At 67.0% G+C, this 18,246-nt stretch carries 17 protein-coding genes; 14 read left to right on the forward strand and 3 right to left on the reverse strand.

Going from position 1 to position 18,246, the window contains the following annotated elements:
• Nucleotides 1-11: 11 nt before the first annotated feature.
• Complete coding sequence (locus O6P39_RS11565) at nucleotides 12-614, reverse strand: XRE family transcriptional regulator (RefSeq protein WP_275611460.1); 603 nt, start codon at nucleotides 612-614, stop codon at nucleotides 12-14.
• A gap of 52 nt (nucleotides 615-666) precedes the next feature.
• Between O6P39_RS11565 and rhtA the strand changes: the two genes are divergently transcribed.
• Nucleotides 667-1,551, forward strand: a complete 885-nt coding sequence (gene rhtA, locus O6P39_RS11570; RefSeq protein WP_275611461.1) for a threonine/homoserine exporter RhtA — start codon at nucleotides 667-669, stop codon at nucleotides 1,549-1,551.
• Nucleotides 1,552-1,554: 3 nt separating this feature from the next.
• On the opposite strand, the gene O6P39_RS11575 is transcribed toward rhtA, so the two are convergent.
• Nucleotides 1,555-2,970 (reverse strand): MATE family efflux transporter, encoded by a 1,416-nt coding sequence (locus O6P39_RS11575; protein WP_275611462.1) that lies wholly within the window; start codon nucleotides 2,968-2,970, stop codon nucleotides 1,555-1,557.
• Nucleotides 2,971-3,116: 146 nt separating this feature from the next.
• On the opposite strand from O6P39_RS11575, the gene pdxB reads away from it, so the two are divergent.
• A complete protein-coding gene (gene pdxB / locus O6P39_RS11580; RefSeq protein ID WP_275611463.1) occupies nucleotides 3,117-4,265 on the forward strand; it encodes a 4-phosphoerythronate dehydrogenase PdxB in 1,149 nt (382 codons plus the stop codon).
• Between the two features lie 19 nt (nucleotides 4,266-4,284).
• On the opposite strand, the gene O6P39_RS11585 is transcribed toward pdxB, so the two are convergent.
• On the reverse strand, nucleotides 4,285-4,452 hold the full coding sequence (locus tag O6P39_RS11585) for a PA1571 family protein (protein WP_275611464.1): 168 nt from the start codon (nucleotides 4,450-4,452) through the stop codon (nucleotides 4,285-4,287).
• 226 nt (nucleotides 4,453-4,678) lie between these two features.
• Between O6P39_RS11585 and O6P39_RS11590 the strand changes: the two genes are divergently transcribed.
• The 12 genes from O6P39_RS11590 (at nucleotide 4,679) to benC (ending at nucleotide 18,202) form a co-directional block, all read left to right on the forward strand.
• Nucleotides 4,679-5,806 (forward strand): ATP-NAD kinase family protein, encoded by a 1,128-nt coding sequence (locus O6P39_RS11590; RefSeq protein WP_275611465.1) that lies wholly within the window; start codon nucleotides 4,679-4,681, stop codon nucleotides 5,804-5,806.
• A 121-nt stretch (nucleotides 5,807-5,927) separates the two neighbouring features.
• The gene (locus O6P39_RS11595) at nucleotides 5,928-7,055 is read left to right on the forward strand and encodes a saccharopine dehydrogenase NADP-binding domain-containing protein (protein ID WP_275611466.1); all 1,128 of its coding nucleotides are present in this window, start codon (nucleotides 5,928-5,930) and stop codon (nucleotides 7,053-7,055) included.
• Nucleotides 7,056-7,223: 168 nt separating this feature from the next.
• The gene (msuE, locus tag O6P39_RS11600; protein ID WP_275611467.1) at nucleotides 7,224-7,781 is read left to right on the forward strand and encodes an FMN reductase; all 558 of its coding nucleotides are present in this window, start codon (nucleotides 7,224-7,226) and stop codon (nucleotides 7,779-7,781) included.
• 10 nt (nucleotides 7,782-7,791) lie between these two features.
• Entirely contained in the window at nucleotides 7,792-8,937 is a 1,146-nt protein-coding gene (ssuD, locus tag O6P39_RS11605; RefSeq protein ID WP_275611468.1) for an FMNH2-dependent alkanesulfonate monooxygenase, read from the forward strand.
• Between the two features lie 64 nt (nucleotides 8,938-9,001).
• Nucleotides 9,002-10,186: an acyl-CoA dehydrogenase family protein gene (locus tag O6P39_RS11610; protein ID WP_275611469.1), complete on the forward strand. Its 1,185-nt coding sequence runs from the start codon at nucleotides 9,002-9,004 to the stop codon at nucleotides 10,184-10,186.
• On the forward strand, nucleotides 10,183-11,301 hold the full coding sequence (locus O6P39_RS11615; RefSeq protein ID WP_275611470.1) for a sigma-54 dependent transcriptional regulator: 1,119 nt from the start codon (nucleotides 10,183-10,185) through the stop codon (nucleotides 11,299-11,301). Before O6P39_RS11610 ends, O6P39_RS11615 begins: the two co-directional genes overlap by 4 nt.
• A gap of 275 nt (nucleotides 11,302-11,576) precedes the next feature.
• Nucleotides 11,577-12,926, forward strand: a complete 1,350-nt coding sequence (locus O6P39_RS11620) for an MFS transporter (RefSeq protein WP_275611471.1) — start codon at nucleotides 11,577-11,579, stop codon at nucleotides 12,924-12,926.
• A 125-nt stretch (nucleotides 12,927-13,051) separates the two neighbouring features.
• Entirely contained in the window at nucleotides 13,052-14,005 is a 954-nt protein-coding gene (locus O6P39_RS11625; RefSeq protein ID WP_275611472.1) for an AraC family transcriptional regulator, read from the forward strand.
• A gap of 667 nt (nucleotides 14,006-14,672) precedes the next feature.
• Complete coding sequence (locus O6P39_RS11630; protein WP_275611473.1) at nucleotides 14,673-15,116, forward strand: cupin domain-containing protein; 444 nt, start codon at nucleotides 14,673-14,675, stop codon at nucleotides 15,114-15,116.
• Between the two features lie 141 nt (nucleotides 15,117-15,257).
• On the forward strand, nucleotides 15,258-16,625 hold the full coding sequence (benA, locus tag O6P39_RS11635) for a benzoate 1,2-dioxygenase large subunit (RefSeq protein WP_275611474.1): 1,368 nt from the start codon (nucleotides 15,258-15,260) through the stop codon (nucleotides 16,623-16,625).
• Nucleotides 16,625-17,110, forward strand: a complete 486-nt coding sequence (gene benB / locus O6P39_RS11640) for a benzoate 1,2-dioxygenase small subunit (RefSeq protein ID WP_275611475.1) — start codon at nucleotides 16,625-16,627, stop codon at nucleotides 17,108-17,110. Before benA ends, benB begins: the two co-directional genes overlap by 1 nt.
• Before the next feature lie 78 nt (nucleotides 17,111-17,188).
• Nucleotides 17,189-18,202 carry a benzoate 1,2-dioxygenase electron transfer component BenC gene (gene benC / locus O6P39_RS11645; protein WP_275611476.1) on the forward strand — a complete coding sequence of 338 codons (1,014 nt, stop codon included), beginning with the start codon at nucleotides 17,189-17,191 and terminating at the stop codon, nucleotides 18,200-18,202.
• Nucleotides 18,203-18,246: the final 44 nt, after the last annotated feature.

Consider the following 18,246-nt stretch of genomic DNA (forward strand, 5'->3'; position numbering starts at 1 on the left):
CTGCATCGGAATCAATTGACGACGTTGCGCACGAACCGCGCCAGCACGTCCCCATGGTTCTGATAGGAAAACGGTTGGCTGCTCTTGAATACATGGAACCCGCCGGCCTCGACGGTCACCGTCTCCTCGGCGAGCACGATGGTCAGTTGCCCCTCGATCACATAGACCATGTCGTACCAGCCGTCAGCGTCCGGCTCGGCGTTGTAGCGGTCGCCGGGTGCCAGGGACCAGTGCCAGAGCTCCGCCTGGCGCGTGGCCGGTGTGCTGGCGAGGAGGGTGCCGCGGCTGTCGGGTTGCGCGCCGGCCCAGGCCACCGCGTCGACGCGGGACAGGTTGCGGGTCGACGGCGGCCGGACCAGGTCGGCGAAGGTCACGCCAAGGGCGGCGGCGATGCGGTCCAGGGTGGCGAGGCTGACGTTGGTGTCGCCGCTCTCGATGCCGACCAGCATCCGCCGGCTGACACCAGAGGCCTTGGCCAACGCATCCTGGCTGAAGCCGCTATTGCGACGCAGGGTCTTCACGTTATCGGCGACGTGCACCAGCACACTGGGACGATCGGAAGGAGTGGGCAGTATATTGCTCATTCTGGCCTTTTTGCGCATTATGTTGCGCATAACAGTCAACCAAGATTTCCCTAACGTTGCAACGCCTGTTCAGGTCCGCATCATGCCTCGCTCCCGCTTCATCTCCACTGTCCTGCCGGTTCTCCTGCTGATCGTCTCCATGGCCTCGATCCAGTCCGGCGCCTCCCTGGCCAAGAGCCTGTTCCCGCTGGTGGGCGCCGAGGGCGTAACCGCCATGCGCCTGCTGTTCGCCGCGATCCTCCTGCTGGCGATCCTGCGGCCGTGGCGTACTTCGCTCAACGGCAAGTCGCTGGTGCCGCTGATCGCCTACGGCGTGACCCTCGGCGGCATGAACCTGATGTTCTACATGGCGCTGCAGACCGTGCCGCTGGGGATCGCAGTGGCGCTGGAATTCACCGGGCCGCTGGCGGTGGCGTTGTATTTCTCGCGCAAGCCGATCGACTTCCTGTGGATCGCCATGGCGGTATTCGGCCTCTGGTTACTGCTGCCGATTGGGGACCTGGGCCAGGGCGTGGACCCCAAGGGCGCACTGCTGGCGCTGGCGGCGGGCGTCTGCTGGGGGCTGTACATCATCTTTGGCCAGCGTGCCGGCAATGATCTCGGTGCCCAGGGCGCGGCGCTTGGGGTGACCATCGCCGCAATCTGCGTGGCCCCCATCGGTTTCGCCCATGCCGGCAGTGCACTGCTGGATGTGAGCCTCCTGCCGGCGCTGCTGGGTGTGGCCGTGCTCTCCAGTGCCTTGCCCTACACCCTGGAGATGATCGCCCTGACACGCCTGCCGGCGCGCACCTTCGGCACCCTGATGAGCATCGAGCCGGCGTTCGGCGCGATCTCCGGGCTGGTATTCCTCGGTGAACAGCTCACTTCGCACCAGTGGCTGGCCATCGGCGCGATCATCTTCGCCTCGGTGGGCACCACCCTCAGCAGTCGTCCCAAGGAGCCGCTGGCGCTGCCGGTCGCTGACTGAGGATCAGCTGGAGAGGCGTTCGCTCAGGCGCTTCTCGCCCAGGAGAATCTGCCGCTTGGCGCTGCGGGCCAGGCGGATGCACAGCATCACCGCCGCGCAGGTCAGGCCGACGATCAGGCCTTCCCACAGGCCGCGTGGCCCGGTGGGCTCCTGCAGCCAGTGGGCCAGGCCCAGGCTGTAGCCCACCGGCAGGCCGATACCCCAGTAGGCGAACAGGGTCATGATCATGGTCGCGCGGGTGTCCTGGTAACCGCGCAGGGCGCCGGCGGCGGTGACCTGCACGGCGTCGGAGAACTGGAACAGCGCGGAGAACACCAGCAGCGAGGCGGCCAGCGCCAGCACTTCAGGGTCCTGGGTATAGAGCGCGGCGATGTGCTCGCGCATCAGCAGCATGCCGCTGGCGGAAATGCACGCGTAGGCGAGCGCGGCACCCATCCCGACGCCTGCGGCGAAGCGCGCATCGCGCGGCGTGCCGGCGCCAAGGGCCTGGCCGACGCGCACGGTCACGGCCATGGCCAGCGAGTAGGGGATCATGAACACCAGCGCGCTGAAGTTCAGCGCCACCTGGTGACCCGCCACGACTTTCTCACCCAGCTCGCCGATCAGCAGGGCGATCACCGAGAAGATGCTCGATTCGGCGAAGATCGCGATGCCAATGGGCAGGCCGACCGCCACCAGGCTGCCGATCACCTTGAAGTTGGGCAACTCCCAGTGGGCGAACAGTTGGCTCGGCTTGTAGACCTTTGCCCAGTTCACCCAGAACAGCATGCCCAGCAGCATGAACCACATTACCGATCCGGTGGCCCAGCCGCAGCCGGGGCCGCCCAGGGCCGGGAAGCCGAGGTGGCCGTAGATCAGCATCCAGTTGATCGGAATGTTCAGCATCAGCCCGCAGATGCCCAGCACCATGCTCGGCCGGGTGCGCCCCAGGCCATCGCTGTAGCAGCGCAGCACGTGGTACAGCGCCACCGCCGGCAGGCCGCAGGCGATGCCGCGCAGGTAGAAGCAACTGGGCTCGATCAGTGCTTCCTCGACCTTCATCGCCCGCAGCACCGGCTCGGAGAGGAACCACAAGGTCGCCGCCGCCAGCGGGCCGACCAGCAGCGCCAGCCACAACGCCTGGCGCACCAGCGGGCCGGTGCCCGGCTGGTCGCCGGCGCCATAGCGCTGCGCGACCTTGGCGGTGGTGGCGAGCAGGGTGCCGGTCATCAGCAGGAACACCGGAATCCAGATCGAGTTGCCCAGCGCCACTGCCGCGAGGTCGCGCGGACCGACGCTGCCGGCCATCACCGCATCGACGAAGCCCATGGCGGTGGTGGCCAGCTGGGCGATCATGATCGGCGTGGCGAGGCTGAGCAGTTCCTTGAACTCGATGAGGGCGCGCCGTCCACGGGAGACGGGCTGGGCGATGCTGGTCACGGCGGTCCTTTTCTGGCGGAAGGAAGCGGAAGGAAGCCGGCCAGTTTACGACTTGTCAGTCTGGTCAGGAAAGCATCGTTGCAAGTTGCGGGACCGCGCGCAGGCGCGCTGGTAAAGTAGCCGGTGCCGATTTCTGGAGTCAGTCCATGCGTATCCTTGCCGATGAAAACATTCCCCTGGTCGAAGCCTTCTTCGGCGGTCACGGTGAAATCCGTCGCCTGCCCGGACGCGGCATCGACCGCGCCGTCCTGGGCGATGCCGAGGTGCTGCTGGTGCGTTCGGTGACCGACGTCAGCCGCGCCTTGCTCGAAGGCAGCCAGGTCAAATTCGTCGGCACCTGCACCATCGGCACCGATCATCTCGACCTCGACTACTTCGCCGAGGCCGGCATCACCTGGTCCAGCGCGCCGGGCTGCAACGCCCGTGGCGTGGTGGACTGGGTGCTGGGCAGCTTGCTGGCGCTGGCTGAGGTGCACGGGGCGAAGCTGGCCGAGCGCCGTTATGGCGTGATTGGCGCCGGTCAGGTTGGCGGCCGTCTGGTCGATGTACTGCGCGGGCTGGGCTGGGATGTGCGCGTCTGCGATCCGCCGCGCGCCGCTTCCGAGGGAGGTGACTTCCGTAGCCTGGAAGAAGTGCTGCGCGAGTGCGACGTGATCAGTCTGCACACGCCGATGACCCGCGATGGCGAACACCCGACGCGTCACCTGCTCGATGCCGAGCGCCTCAAGGCGCTGCGTCCCGGCACCTGGCTGCTCAACGCCAGCCGTGGCGGCGTGGTCGACAACGCCGCACTGCGCGCGCATCTGGAAGCGGGCGCTGACCTGGACGTGGCGCTGGACGTGTGGGAAGGCGAGCCGCAGGTGGACGTCGAACTGGCCGCGCGCTGCCGCATCGCCACGCCGCACATCGCCGGCTACAGCCTGGACGGCAAGCTGCGCGGCACGGCCCAGATCTACGATGCCTTCTGCGCCTGGCTCGGGCGCGCGCCGGAAGTGAGCCTGGACGACCTGCTGCCGGCGCAATGGCTGGCCGAACTGAGCCTGAAGGAAGAGTGCGACCCGGACTGGGCGCTGGCCATGCTGTGCCGTGCGGTGTACGACCCGCGCAGCGATGACGCGGCTTTCCGGCGCAGTCTGGTGGGGGATGCCGAGGCGCGGCGCAAGGCATTCGATGCCCTGCGCAAGCACTACCCGCCGCGACGGGAAATCACCGGGCTGTGGGTGGACATCCAGGGCGATGCGCCGCGGCTGGAAAACCTGCTGACGGCGCTGGGCGCCAACCGGGTCGGGGAGTAGGGCGGGACTGCCCGCGCACTCATCGGCGAGGCGGCTCGGTGCCTTTTTCCAGTTCGCGGCAGGCGCGCTGGATCATGTCTTCGGTGATCGGGATCTCGCGGCCCTGGGCGTCGATGATCGAGCCGCCGACCGGCTGCTGTGGGTCCCGGGGCACCGGGCGGGGGGCGGGGGTGTGTTGCAAGCTCATAGCCAGTCTCCTCTACAACGTTTGAATGCAGTCTAGGCAGATCACATGAAGCGTCGGTGACAAAGGCCGCACGGACGGCGGCGGAGAAGCGTCACCCACAGCGGCAGACGACCGTACGCTCGCATGTCACGCAGGTTGCGTGCCAATTGCAAGACCCCGGTTCGCTGCTTGTCGTTATAGTGAAGTTCGGCCCGGCATTGCACCGGTGGTATGACTCGAGGTGAGTATGGATGGCTTTCGCGTAGGCCTGATCATCAATCCGCTGGCCGGTATCGGCGGACCGACCGCGCTCAAGGGCAGCGATGGGGTGGCCGAACTGGCCCTGGCTCGCGGCGCGCAGCCTCGGGCGGCGGAGCGCACGCGGGTGGCGCTGGAGCAGTTGCTGCCGGTGCGCGAGCGCCTGGAGTTCCTCACCTTTCCGGGGCCGATGGGCGCCGATCTGCTGGCGGAGATGGGCTTTTCCCATCGGCTGGTCGGCGCGATCGAGGGCGAACGCAGCTCGGCGGCGGATACCCGTCATGCCGTGCAGGCGCTGCAGGACGCCGGCGTCGCGCTGATCCTCTTCGCCGGTGGCGACGGCACCGCGCGCGATGTCGCCGAGGTTGCACGCGAGGGCCAGCCGGTGCTGGGGATTCCCGCCGGGGTGAAGATCCATTCCGGGGCTTATGCCATCAGCCCGCGTGCCGCTGGGGAGCTGGCGCGGCGGCTGGTGGAGGGTGGGCTGGTGCGCCTGACCCAGGGCGAGGTGCGCGACCTCGATGAGGCCGCCCTGCGCGATGGCCGAGTCGCCGCGCGCTGGTACGCCGAACTGACGGTGCCCGAGGAAGGGCACTTCATGCAGCACGTCAAGCAGGCCGGCATGGAGACCGAGGAACTGGTGCTGGCCGACCTCGCCGCCTGGCTGGAGGACAGCTGGGAAGAAGGCGTGCGCTACGTCTTCGGGCCGGGTTCGACCCTGCACGGGCTGGCCGCCGACCTGCGCCTGGAAACCACGCTGCTGGGCGTGGACGTGATCGAGAACGGCGAGGTGATCGCCCGTGACGTCACCGAATCGCAACTGTTCGAGCTGGTGGACGGTCATCCAGCCTTCCTGCTGGTCACCGCCATTGGCGGCCAGGGCCACATCCTCGGTCGCGGCAACCAGCAGATCAGCCCGCGCGTGCTGAGCGCCATCGGCATCGACCGCCTGCGGGTGATCGCCACCAAGCGCAAGCTCGGCACCCTGGAAGGCCGGCCGCTGCTGGTGGACAGCGGCGACGCGGCGCTGGACGCGAGCTTCCCGGCGGCGGTGCGGGTGTGGGCCGGCTACAAGGAAGAGCTGCTCTATCCGCTGGGCTGGGGCCCCGAGGCCTGAGACCGGTTTCGCGCCCATCGCCGACGAGAAGGTGAAGGTTCTCGCCGTTGTTCTAGACTCCAACGCTTTGCGGCTGCGGCCAGGGAGCTGGCGTCGCGCCAGCGGATTCAAGGGAGTATCGATGTCTGTGTCAGTTGAATCGTCATTTCGCGTCCTTGTGCTGGGCGGCTACGGCAACTTTGGCAGCCTGATCGTGCGCCGCCTGAGCGGGATCGACGGGGTTCGCGTGCTGGTCGGCGGGCGCGACCAGAAACGCGCCAGCGCGCTGGCGCGCGAAGTGGGCGGGGAGGCGGTATGCCTGGACATGAACCAGCCGACGCTCGCAGGCCGTCTCCACGAACTCAAGGTCAACCTGGTCATCTCGACTGCCGGCCCCTTCCAGGGCCAGGATTACCGCGTTGCCCGCGCCGCCATCGGGGCGCGGGCGCATTACATCGACCTGGCCGACGCGCGCCACTTCGTCTGCGGCATCCATGAACTCGACCGCGCCGCCCGCAGCGCCGGCGTGCTGGTGTGCAGCGGCGCCAGCTCGGTTCCCGGCCTGGCTGCCGCGGTGATCGACGAACTGCTGCCGCGTTTCCAGCGCCTGGACAGCATCCACCACGGCATCAGCTCTTCGGCGAAGATTCCCGGCCATGCCACGGTCGAGGCGGTGCTGGGCTACTGCGGCAAGCCGCTGCGTCAGTGGCGTCAGGGCCGCTGGCAGAACGTGCATGGCTGGCAGGGGCTGAACTGCCATCGCTTTCCCGCGCCCCTGGGGCGGCGTTGGCTGGCGCACTGCGATGTGCCGGACCTGGAGCTGTTCCCGCAACGCTACCCCGGCGTGCGGGACGTGCGCTTTTCCGCCGGGCTGGGGCTGCGCCTCACCCAGTTCGGCACCTGGGGTCTTTCCTGGCTGGTGCGCGCCGGTCTGGTGAAGAACCCCGCCGGCCTGGGCGCCAGCCTGCACCGCATGGCGGTGGCCATGGAGCCGCTGGGTGACGGGCGCAGCGGCATGTTCGTGCATCTGCAGGGCGTCGATGGCGAGGACCGCCCCCTGGCATTGTGCTGGGAAATACTTGCCCAGGACGACCATGGCCCGAACATTCCCTGCATGGCGGCGGTTGCGCTGGCGCGCAAGCTGGCAGCCGGACGATTGCAGCAGCGCGGGGCGACCCCCTGTATCGGCCTGATCAGCACCGGGGAATACCTGGCTGAACTGGAAGGCCTGAAGATTTCCCACGGCCTGCGTGAGCTCGCCGTTCACTGATGGGGTGAAGTGTTGCCCTGGCAGCAGCGGATCAGCAGCGTTGTTGCCAGACTGACAGCAAACACCGGCCAAACCCCGCCAGACTGCCCTGAAATCGCACATTTCCCTGTTGGTACGGCCCTTGCTCAAGGCCTCTGTACCTAGCGCAACAGTCAACAGGGAAAACCCATGACCAGCCCCATCAAAGTGGTCGCCGTTTCCGGCGGCACCTATCGCCCCTCGCGCACCCTGGTGCTCACCCAGGCCGTGCTGGACGCCCTCGGCGAACGCCTGCCGGTAGAGACCCACCTCATCGAACTGGCCGACATCGCCCGCCCGCTGGGTGCCGCATTGTCCCGCCAGGAGCTCTCTGCCGAGCTGGAAGCCACCCTGCGCGAGATCGAGACCGCCGACCTGCTGATCGTCGCCTCACCGGTCTATCGCGGCTCCTACCCGGGCCTGCTCAAGCACCTGTTCGACCTGGTGGACATGAACGCCCTGATCGACACCCCCGTGCTGCTCGCTGCCACCGGTGGCAGCGAGCGCCATGCGCTGGTCCTCGACCACCAGTTGCGCCCGCTGTTCAGCTTCTTCCAGTCGATCACGCTGCCCATCGGTGTGTATGCCAGCGAGGCGGACTTCGCCAACTACCAGATCACCAGCGACACCTTGCGCGCCCGCATCCAACTGGCCGCCGAACGCGCCGCGCCGCTGTTCGCCCGCCCGCAACTGCGCAAATCCGCCTGAGGAGTCATCGATGAACGTTTTCTGGTTCCTGCCCACCCACGGTGACGGCCACTTCCTCGGCACCAGCGAGGGCGCCCGCCCCGTGTCGCTGCCTTATTTGAAGCAGATCGCCCAGGCTGCCGACGCCCTCGGCTACTACGGCGTGCTGATTCCCACTGGCCGCTCCTGCGAAGACTCCTGGGTTGTCGCCTCGGCCCTGGCGCCGCTCACCGAACGCCTGCGCTACCTGGTGGCGATCCGTCCCGGCATCATCTCGCCGACCGTCTCCGCGCGCATGGCCGCAACCCTGGATCGCCTGTCCGGCGGCCGCCTGCTGATCAACGTGGTCACCGGCGGCGACCCGGATGAAAACCGTGGCGACGGCATCCACCTCAGCCACGCCGAGCGCTACGAAGTCACCGACGAATTCCTGCGTATCTGGCGCCGCGTGCTGCAGGGCGAGTCGGTGGACTTCGCCGGCAAGCACCTGCAGGTGGAGAACGCCAAGGCACTCTATCCGCCGATCCAGAAACCGTACCCGCCGCTGTACTTCGGCGGCTCTTCCGCCGAGGCCCATGACCTGGCCGCCGAGCAGGTGGATGTCTACCTGACCTGGGGCGAGCCGCCGCAAGCGGTCGCGCAGAAGATTGCCGACGTGCGCGAGAAGGCTGCAAAGCAGGGCCGCACGGTGAAGTTCGGCATCCGTCTGCACGTGATCGTCCGCGAGACGGCCGAGGAAGCCTGGAAGGCCGCCGACAAGCTGATCGCCAACATCTCCGACGAGACCATCGCCAACGCGCAGAAATCCTTCGCCCGCTTCGATTCCGAAGGCCAGCGACGCATGGCCGCGCTGCACGGCGGGCGCCGTGACCAGCTGGAGATCTACCCCAACCTCTGGGCCGGCGTCGGCCTGGTGCGCGGCGGCGCCGGCACCGCGCTGGTGGGCGACCCGCGGCAGGTCGCCGAGCGCATCAAGGAGTACGCGGACCTCGGCATCGACAGCTTCATCTTCTCTGGCTACCCGCACCTGGAAGAGGCATATCGCTTTGCCGAACTGGTCTTCCCGCTGCTACCCGAGCCCTACGCCAGCCTTGCCGGGCGCGGCGTGACCAACCTCACCGGGCCCTTCGGCGAAATGATCGCCAATGACGTGCTGCCCGAGCGCAAGGCTGGCTGAGCCGGTCAACCGACGCGCCGGCGGTGCCCGGCGCGCCACACAACGAAAGGAAGAGGAAGCGAGCGTGAACGCCAAGACGCGGCTCGACGCACAAACACCCGGGCAGATCGCCCAGCGCCTGGCCGCCGGTTTCGCCGAAACCGCCGCCGAGCGCGACATCCGTGGCGGCACGCCGAAGGCGGAGCGCGATGCGCTGCGCCAGAGCGGCCTGCTGTCGCTGATCATTCCCAGTGAGTACGGCGGCCTGGGTGCCGACTGGAGCACCACGCTGGACATCGTCCGCCAGTTCGCCGTGGTCGACAGCTCCATTGCCCACGTGTTCGGCTTCCAGCACCTGATGCTGGCCACCGTGCGCCTGTTCTCCCGGCCGGAGCAGTGGCAGCCGTGGTTCGAGCTGACCGCACGCAACCAGTGGTTCTGGGGCAACGCGCTGAACCCGCTGGACACCCGCACCGTGTCGCGTACCTTCGCCGGCTGGCGCGAGTTCTCTGGGCGCAAGAGCTTCTGTTCCGGCGCGCTGGATTCGGAAATGCTCATCGCCTCGGCACTGGACGGCGAGGGTGGCAAATTGCTGATCGCCGCCATTCCCACCGCGCGCAGCGGCATCAGCCTCGCCCACGACTGGGACAATATGGGCCAGCGTCAGACCGACAGCGGCAGCGCCACCTTCGAGCGCGTGCGGGTGGAGGAGAGCGAGCTGCTGCTCGACCCGGGGCCGCTGAGCACGCCGTTCGCCTGCCTGCGTCCGCTGATCGCCCAACTGATCTTCACCCACGTCTTCCTCGGCATCGCCGAAGGCGCGTTCGAGGAGGCGCGGCAGTACACGCTCAAGGAAGCCCGCCCGTGGTTCCGCGCAAGCATTCCCACGGTGGGCGAAGACCCCTACGTACTCGCGCATTACGGCGAGTTCTGGGTCGGCCTGGAAAGCACCCGGCTGTTGGTGCGCCGCGCCGCTCACCTGCTCGACGAAGCCTGGAGTAAGGGCGCCGCGCTGGATGCCGAGGAACGCGGTCGCCTGGCCGTGGCCATCGCCACCGCCAAGGTCGCGGCCACGCGCAATGGCCTGGATATCTGCAACCGCCTGTTCGAGGTCACCGGCGCGCGCTCCACCCACGCCGCGCTGCGCATCGACCGCTACTGGCGCAACCTGCGCACCCAGACCCTGCACGACCCGGTGGACTACAAGGTCCGCGAGTTGGGCGACTGGGCGCTGAACCAGCAACTGCCGCAACCGACCTTCTACTCATGAACGCGACCACACCCGAAGGGCTGTTGACCCTGCCCAAATCGCCCGCGCTGGCAACCTCCATCCGCGCCACGGCGCAGGTCTTCGAAGACCCGAAATCCCAGGCGCTGCTGGATCACCTGCAGCAGGTCGCGCCCAGCGAGGCCAGCGTGCTGATCATCGGCGAGACCGGCACCGGCAAGGAGCTGGTGGCGCGGCACATCCACAACCTCAGCGCGCGCCGTGGCGGACCGTTCGTGGCGGTGAACTGCGGGGCCTTCTCCGAATCCCTGGTGGAAGCCGAGCTGTTCGGCCACGAGAAGGGCGCCTTCACCGGCGCGCTGGCGGCCAAGGCCGGCTGGTTCGAGGAAGCCGACGGCGGCACCCTGTTCCTCGATGAGATCGGCGACCTGCCGATGCCGATCCAGGTCAAGCTGCTGCGCGTATTGCAGGAGCGCGAGGTGGTGCGCCTGGGCTCGCGCAAGAGCATCCCGATCAATGTGCGGGTGCTGGCGGCGACCAACGTGCAACTGGAAAAGGCGATCAACGCCGGGCACTTCCGCGAGGACCTCTACTACCGGCTCAACGTGGTCAGCCTGGAGCTGTCGCCGTTGCGCGAGCGGCCCGGCGACATCCTGCCGCTGACCCGCCACTTCATCGCCGAATACAGCCGGCGCCTGGGCTACGGTCCGAGCCAGCTCAGCGCCGAGGCCGCGCAGAAGCTGCGCAGCTACTCCTGGCCGGGAAACATCCGCGAGCTGGAGAACGTCATCCACCACACGTTGCTGATCTGCCGCGATGGCGTGGTGCGCGCCGAAGACCTGCACCTGTCCAACCTGCGCATCGAACGTGGCGAGGAGCCGCGCCTGGAGTCCCTCGGCGCCGAGCAGATGCTTCAGCAGGCCTTCCAGCGGCTGTTCGAGGAGCAGGGCGGCAACCTGCACGCGCGGGTGGAGGATGCCTTGCTGCGTGCGGCCTATCGCTTCTGCCACTGCAACCAGGTGCATACCGCCAGCCTGCTGGGGCTCAGCCGCAACGTCACCCGCACGCGGCTGATCGACATCGGTGAGCTGGTGGTGAACAAGCGGCGCGGCACGGGCGCAGTCGATCCGGAGCGGGTCGTGCGCCTGTCGATCTGATGTGCCGGCTGCCGGAACCGGTACTGACTGAAGTTGTTCGATAAGCGAACGCATAGGCGGTAATCGAATTGAACCGCCCGGCGACTCTCCGTACTGTTGGCTCCACCCCGCCCGGCCGGGCGGGGCAATAACAACAATGAGCGTCAGCCCGGGCCTTCAGCGCCTGCCTTGTTGCCGGTCCATGCGTCCTCCGGCGGCGCCTCATTCCTGTCCGTTCAAGGCAGTCTCGGCGACATCGGCACTGCTGCGACGAACCCTTCGCAGGAAGACTTCGCATGACCAGCTCCGCCCACGTGCCCGCTGCCGGCACCCTCGACGTCCAGTCCTTCATCAATGCCCAGCCGCTATCCCTGTACCAGTGCCGCATCGTGCTGCTGTGCTTCCTCATCGTCTTCCTCGACGGCCTCGACACCGCCGCCATGGGCTTCATCGCCCCGGCGCTGACCCAGGAGTGGGGGATCGATCGCGCCAGCCTCGGCCCGGTGATGAGCGCCGCGCTGATCGGCATGGTGTTTGGCGCCCTGGGGTCCGGCCCGCTGGCCGACCGCTTCGGACGCAAGGGCGTGCTGGTGGTGGCGGTGTTCCTGTTCGGCCTGTTCAGCCTGTTGTCGGCGTTCAGCGCCAACCTCGACCAGCTCCTGGTGCTGCGCCTGCTCACCGGCATCGGCCTGGGCGCGGCGATGCCCAACGCCACCACGCTGCTCTCCGAGTACACCCCCGAGCGCCTCAAGTCGCTGCTGGTGACCAGCATGTTCTGCGGTTTCAACCTGGGCATGGCTTCAGGCGGTTTCGTCTCCGCCAAGCTGATCCCGGCCTACGGCTGGCACAGCCTGCTGCTGCTCGGCGGCGTGCTGCCGTTGGCACTGGCGCTGGTGCTGCTGGTGTGGCTGCCGGAGTCGGCGCGTTTCCTGGTGGTGCGCAGCCGCGGGGCGGACAGGGTCAAGCGCGTGCTGGCGCCGATTGCGCCGGCCGAGGTGGTCGCCGCGCGTGACTTCAGCGTGCCCGAGCAGAAGACGGTGCAGAGCCGCAACGTGTTCAAGGTGATCTTCTCCGGCACCTACAGCGCGGGAACTCTGCTGCTGTGGCTGACCTACTTCATGGGCCTGGTGATCGTCTACCTGCTCACCAGCTGGCTGCCGACCCTGATGCGTGATGCGGGGGCGAGCATGGAGCAGGCGGCCTTCATCGGCGCGCTGTTCCAGCTCGGCGGAGTGCTCAGTTCGGTGGCGGTGGGCTGGGCCATGGACCGCTTCAATCCGCACAAGGTCATCGGCCTCTTCTACTGCCTGGCCGGTGTGTTCGCCTATTGCGTGGGGCAGAGCCTGGGCACCGTAACGCTGCTGGCGACGCTGGTGCTGGCCGCCGGCATGTGCGTGAACGGCGCGCAGTCGGCCATGCCGTCGCTGGCGGCGCGCTTCTACCCGACCCAGGGGCGCGCCACCGGGGTGTCCTGGATGCTCGGCATCGGCCGCTTCGGTGCCATCCTTGGCGCCTGGATCGGTGCGACCCTGCTGGGCCTGGGCTGGAACTTCGAACAGGTGCTGACCGCGCTGATCGTCCCGGCCGCCATCGCCACCGCCGCGGTGGTGATCAAAGGCCTGGTCAGCCACGCCGACGCCACCTGATGGGGCGGGGCGGCATGAGTGTGTTGCCATTCATCTCCGCCCCGTCCCAACGCCGCGCCGCTCGCATAGACTGGAGCGACCGCGGCGCAGACCGTGGCCGCTGATAACAACCCTGGTGCCCTTGCATGCAAAGCCTGCTGAGCGAACGTAGCCGAGTATTCGAACGCGCCGACCCCTACGCGGTGTCCGGCTACGTCAACCAGCATGTGGGCACCCATGACCTGCGCCTGCCGGCCCATGGGCATCCGCAGGCCAGCCTCAACCACCGGCGCTTCGCCAACCTCGACCTGTGTCGCATCAGTTACGGCGGCGCGGTGCGCGTCACTTCACCCGCGCTGGAAAGCATCTTCCACCTGCAGATTCTGCTCAGCGGCCACTGCCTGTGGCGCGGCCAGCGCCAGGAGCACTACCTCGCGCCGGGTGAGCTGCTGCTGATCAACCCGGACGATCCGGTCGACCTGACCTACTCGGACGACTGCGAGAAATTCATCCTGAAGATTCCGGTGACGCTGCTCGAAGCCATCTGCGCCGAGCAGCGCTGGAGTCATCCGCGTGCCGGCGTGCGCTTCACCGAGAACCGCTACCAGCTGGGTGAGCTGGAAGGCTTCGTCAACCTGCTGTCGATGGTCTGCCAGGAGTCCGAGGCCAGCGAGCGCCTGGCTCGGGTCGACGAGCACTACCAGCAGATCGTTGCCAGCAAGCTGCTGACGCTGCTCAAGACCAACGTCAGCCGCGAACCCATCGCCGGCGCCAGCGCCTCCTTCGAACGCATAGAGGCCTACATCGAGGGGCACCTGCGCGAGGACATCGACATCGAGGCCCTGGCCCACCAGGCGTCCATGAGCCTGCGATCGCTCTATGCGCTGTTCGAGCGCCAGGCCGGCACTACGCCGCGCCAGTACATCCGCCGCCTGAAGCTGGAGCGCATCCGCGCCTGCCTGGGCGACCCGGCGTGCCCGGTGCGCAGCGTCACCGAGCTGGCGCTGGACTATGGCTTCCTGCACCTGGGGCGCTTCTCCGAGAGCTATCGCCAGCAGTTCGGTGAGCTGCCGTCGGAGACGCTCAAGCGTCGCGTCTGACTCGGAGCCGTAGGAGCGAACTTCGTCCGCGATGCGTTTGGTTCTGGGTGTTTCTGCGCCGCGTCGGTGTGCTCTGAGAGATTTTGTTTCGCCCCCTCGGGCGACCTTCTTTGGCAAACGCCCCAAAGAAGGCAAAGGTCTTGCCCCTGTCATCCGGTTTTTCGCTTAGGCGAAAAATGCCCTCGCTCCATCGAAGTTTCAGGGGCCCGCGTCGACGGGCCATCCATGGCTCAACGACGCTCTCGCGGCATCCATGCCGCTCAACCCCTGAAACTCCGATTCCACTCGGCCTCCTGAACGGGGCCGTTCGGAGTGCGCGGATGTTTCACTGGAAGTCTTCAGAGCAAAAGCCGGAGATATGGGCTCTTCGTAGGAGCGAGCTTGCTCGCGAACCGCACGGCACGGTATTCCCCGTAGGAGAGACGGGGGCGCCTAGCCCTTGTCCGCGAAATCCATCGCGGCGGAATAGGGCGCTCAAGGTGACTCCCATGGTTTGCGCGTAAACGTCCCTGCCGGCGAATCGCGGATAAGATCCGTTCCTACGAAAGCCCCACGTTCGTCCTGATCGGCCCCTGCCGTTCTTCCGATTCCCCGCCTGGCCTTCGCCGATGAACTCTACTGAAAAGAGGCGTGTGCATTTTGCGCCGCCCCAGGGGAGGCCATGTCCATGAGTTCCAACCCGTTCATTCTCGACCCGGGCGAACGGAGCCCGGCCCTCAACGTCGTCGGTATCCGCATCAACGTCCTGGTGTCCGATACCGATTCGGCGGCGCAACGGATCACCTATCAGGCGGGCGGCGAAGGAGCCGGTCCGCCGCTGCATACCCACGATTGGGACGAGTCCTTCTACGTGCTGCAGGGCGAGGTGGTCTTCACCGTTGCCGGGCGCACTGCCGCCTGCCACGCCGGCACCCTGATCCATATCCCCGCGGGTACCCTCCACGGCTTCAACTTCGGCTCCGGCGGTGGCGAGATGCTCGAAGTCACCGGCGCCGGCAGCCAGGCCATCGAGATGTTCCGCGCCCTGGATCGCGAGGTGCCGCCCGGCCCGGTGGATGTTCCGAAGACGGTGCAGGTCGCCGGTGAATACGGCGTCGTCTTCCACCTCTGAGCACCTTCCTGGCGGCTCCTCGGGGCCGCCAGCTCTCCTGCATGCAGAAACTGGATAGCACTCTGCACAAAGCGGATATTGCCCCCGCCAACCCAGCCCTAACCTGAGCCTGCCTGAACAATAACAACGGAGGCCCCGGCCATGTCCCTGGGTATCGACTACTTGCGTTCGCTGCTCGAAGAAGACCCCGAGAAGGGCGTCTACCGCTGCCGGCGGGAGATGTTCACCGACCCGCGCCTGTTCGACCTGGAGATGAAGCACATCTTCGAAGGCAACTGGGTCTACCTCGCCCATGAAAGCCAGATCCCCGAGAAGAACGACTTCCTGACGACCATGATCGGCCGCCAGTCGATCTTCATCGCGCGCAACAAGGACGGCGTGCTCAACGCCTTCCTCAATGCCTGCAGCCACAAGGGCGCCATGCTCTGCCGGCACAAGTCCGGCAACCGCGCAAGCTACACCTGCCCGTTCCATGGCTGGACCTTCAACAACTCCGGCAAGCTGCTCAAGGTCAAGGACCCGGCCGAGGCCGGTTACCCGGAAGGCTTCAACTGCGAAGGCTCCCACGACCTGACCAAGGTGGCGCGCTTCGAGTCCTACCGCGGCTTTCTCTTCGGCAGCCTGAAGGCCGACGTCAAGCCGCTGGTGGAGCACCTGGGCGAGTCGGCGAAGATCATCGACATGATCGTCGACCAATCCCCCGAAGGCCTGGAAGTGCTGCGCGGTTCCTCCAGCTACATCTACGAAGGCAACTGGAAGCTCACCGCCGAGAACGGTGCCGACGGCTACCACGTCAGCTCCGTGCACTGGAACTACGCCGCCACCCAGAACCAGCGCCAGCAGCGCGAGGCGGGCGAGGAAGTGAAGACCATGAGCGCCGGCGGCTGGGCCAAGCAGGGTGGTGGTTTCTACTCCTTCGACCACGGCCACCTGCTGCTCTGGACCCGCTGGGCCAACCCCGAGGCGCGCCCGGCGTTCGAGCGCCGCGACGAGCTGGCCCGCGACCACGGCCAGGCCCGCGCTGACTGGATGATCGGCAATTCGCGCAACCTCTGCCTGTACCCCAACGTCTACCTGATGGACCAGTTCAGCTCGCAGATCCGCATCGCGCGGCCCATCGACGTCAACCGCACCGAGATCACCATCTACTGCATCGCGCCCAAGGGCGAGAGCGACGAGGCGCGCGCCCAGCGTATCCGCCAGTACGAGGACTTCTTCAACGTCAGCGGCATGGCCACGCCGGACGACCTGGAGGAATTCCGCTCCTGCCAGCAGGCCTACCAGGGCAGCGCCGGCGGCTGGAACGACATGTCGCGCGGGGCGAAACATTGGGTGCAGGGCGCCGACGATGCGGCACGGGAAATCGACCTGGCGCCGGCGCTCTCCGGCGTACGTACCGAGGATGAAGGCCTGTTCGTGCTGCAGCACCAGTATTGGCAGCAGACCATGATCGACGCGCTGGCCGCCGAGCAGGCCAATCGCATCGCGCTGAAAGAGGAGGGCGTGTAATGAGCCGTTACGAGACCGTGCGCGCCTTTCTTTATCGCGAAGCCCGCTACCTGGACGACAAGGACTGGGACGCCTGGCTGGAACTGTACGCCGCCGATGCGACTTTCTGGATGCCCTCCTGGGACGACCGCGACCAGCTCACCGAAGACCCGCAGCGGGAAATCTCGCTGATCTGGTACGGCAGCCGGGGCGGCCTGGAAGACCGCGTGTTCCGCATCAAGACCGAGCGCTCCAGCGCGACTCTCCCGGACACCCGCACCTCGCACAACCTGAGCAACATCGAGGTGCTGGGCGAGGAAAACGGCCTGTGCCAGGTGCGCTTCAACTGGCACACCCTGAGCTTCCGCTACAAGACCGTCGACAGCTACTTCGGCACCAGTTTCTACACCCTCGACGTGCGTGGCGAGCAGCCGCTGGTGAAGGCGAAGAAGGTTGTGCTGAAAAACGACTACGTCCGCCAGGTCATCGACATCTACCACATCTGATTCCGCCGTCAGGGCCGTGCGTCGCGCGCGTGGATTCGCCGCGCGCGACGCTGCCTGCGCGGCGCCGAGGTGCACGCCATGAACCACAAGATCGCCCTTAACTTCGAAGACGGCGTTACCCGCTTCATCGACGCGAGCCCCAGCGAGACCGTGGCCGATGCGGCCTACCGCCAGGGCATCAACATTCCGCTGGATTGCCGCGACGGCGCCTGCGGCACCTGCAAGTGCTTCGCCGAAGCCGGCCGTTACGACCTGGGCCAGGACTACATCGAGGACGCGCTGACCGAGGATGAAGCCGCGCAGGGCTACGTGCTCACCTGCCAGATGCGCGCGCAGAGCGATTGCGTGGTGCGCGTGCCGGCTTCCTCGCAGGTCTGCAAGACCGCCCAGGCCAGTTTCGAGGCCAGCATCAGCGCGGTGCGCCAGCTGTCCGAGAGCACCATTTCGCTGTCGATCAAGGGCGAAGCCCTGAGCAAGCTGGCCTTCCTGCCCGGGCAGTACGTCAATCTGCAGGTGCCCGGTAGCGAACAGACCCGCGCCTATTCCTTCAGCTCGCTGCAGAAGGACGGCGAAGTCAGCTTCCTGATCCGCAACGTGCCGGGCGGGCTGATGAGCAGCTTCCTCACTGGCCTGGCCAAGGCCGGCGACTCCATGACCCTGGCCGGCCCGCTGGGCAGCTTCTACCTGCGCGAGATCAAGCGCCCGCTGTTGCTGCTGGCCGGCGGTACGGGGCTTGCGCCTTTCACCGCGATGCTCGAACAGATCGCCGAACGTGGCAGCGAGCATCCGCTGCATCTGATCTACGGCGTCACTCACGATTTCGACCTGGTGGAAATGGATCGCCTGGAAGCCTTCGCCGCGCGCATTCCCAACTTCACCTGGAGCGCCTGCGTGGCCAGCCCGGAGAGCAGCTACCCGCAAAAGGGCTACGTCACCCAGCACATCACGCCGGCGCACCTGAACGATGGCGAGGTGGACATCTACCTCTGCGGCCCGCCGCCGATGGTCGAGGCGGTGAGCCAGTACATCCGCGAGCAGGGCATCACGCCGGCGAATTTCTATTACGAGAAGTTTGCGGCCAGCGCCGCTTGAGCCCGGAACGCGCCTGCATACCCGGTGGGTATGCAGGCATGCCG

The organism is Pseudomonas sp. PSE14, from assembly GCF_029203285.1.
In the GTDB taxonomy this organism is placed as follows: Bacteria; Pseudomonadota; Gammaproteobacteria; order Pseudomonadales; family Pseudomonadaceae; genus Pseudomonas.

Bases quoted from the DNA above. Each gene is read 5' to 3' on its own strand.
- benB (WP_275611475.1), top strand. From the start codon at position 16,625: ATGAGCCGTTACGAGACCGTGCGCGCCTTTCTTTATCGCGAAGCCCGC.
- O6P39_RS11590 (WP_275611465.1), top strand. From the start codon at position 4,679: ATGGATGGCTTTCGCGTAGGCCTGATCATCAATCCGCTGGCCGGTATC.
- O6P39_RS11585 (WP_275611464.1), bottom strand. From the start codon at position 4,452: ATGAGCTTGCAACACACCCCCGCCCCCCGCCCGGTGCCCCGGGACCCA.
- rhtA (WP_275611461.1), top strand. From the start codon at position 667: ATGCCTCGCTCCCGCTTCATCTCCACTGTCCTGCCGGTTCTCCTGCTG.
- pdxB (WP_275611463.1), top strand. From the start codon at position 3,117: ATGCGTATCCTTGCCGATGAAAACATTCCCCTGGTCGAAGCCTTCTTC.
- O6P39_RS11620 (WP_275611471.1), top strand. From the start codon at position 11,577: ATGACCAGCTCCGCCCACGTGCCCGCTGCCGGCACCCTCGACGTCCAG.
- O6P39_RS11630 (WP_275611473.1), top strand. From the start codon at position 14,673: ATGAGTTCCAACCCGTTCATTCTCGACCCGGGCGAACGGAGCCCGGCC.
- O6P39_RS11595 (WP_275611466.1), top strand. From the start codon at position 5,928: ATGTCTGTGTCAGTTGAATCGTCATTTCGCGTCCTTGTGCTGGGCGGC.
- ssuD (WP_275611468.1), top strand. From the start codon at position 7,792: ATGAACGTTTTCTGGTTCCTGCCCACCCACGGTGACGGCCACTTCCTC.
- O6P39_RS11625 (WP_275611472.1), top strand. From the start codon at position 13,052: ATGCAAAGCCTGCTGAGCGAACGTAGCCGAGTATTCGAACGCGCCGAC.
- O6P39_RS11615 (WP_275611470.1), top strand. From the start codon at position 10,183: ATGAACGCGACCACACCCGAAGGGCTGTTGACCCTGCCCAAATCGCCC.
- benA (WP_275611474.1), top strand. From the start codon at position 15,258: ATGTCCCTGGGTATCGACTACTTGCGTTCGCTGCTCGAAGAAGACCCC.
- msuE (WP_275611467.1), top strand. From the start codon at position 7,224: ATGACCAGCCCCATCAAAGTGGTCGCCGTTTCCGGCGGCACCTATCGC.
- benC (WP_275611476.1), top strand. From the start codon at position 17,189: ATGAACCACAAGATCGCCCTTAACTTCGAAGACGGCGTTACCCGCTTC.
- O6P39_RS11565 (WP_275611460.1), bottom strand. From the start codon at position 614: ATGCGCAACATAATGCGCAAAAAGGCCAGAATGAGCAATATACTGCCC.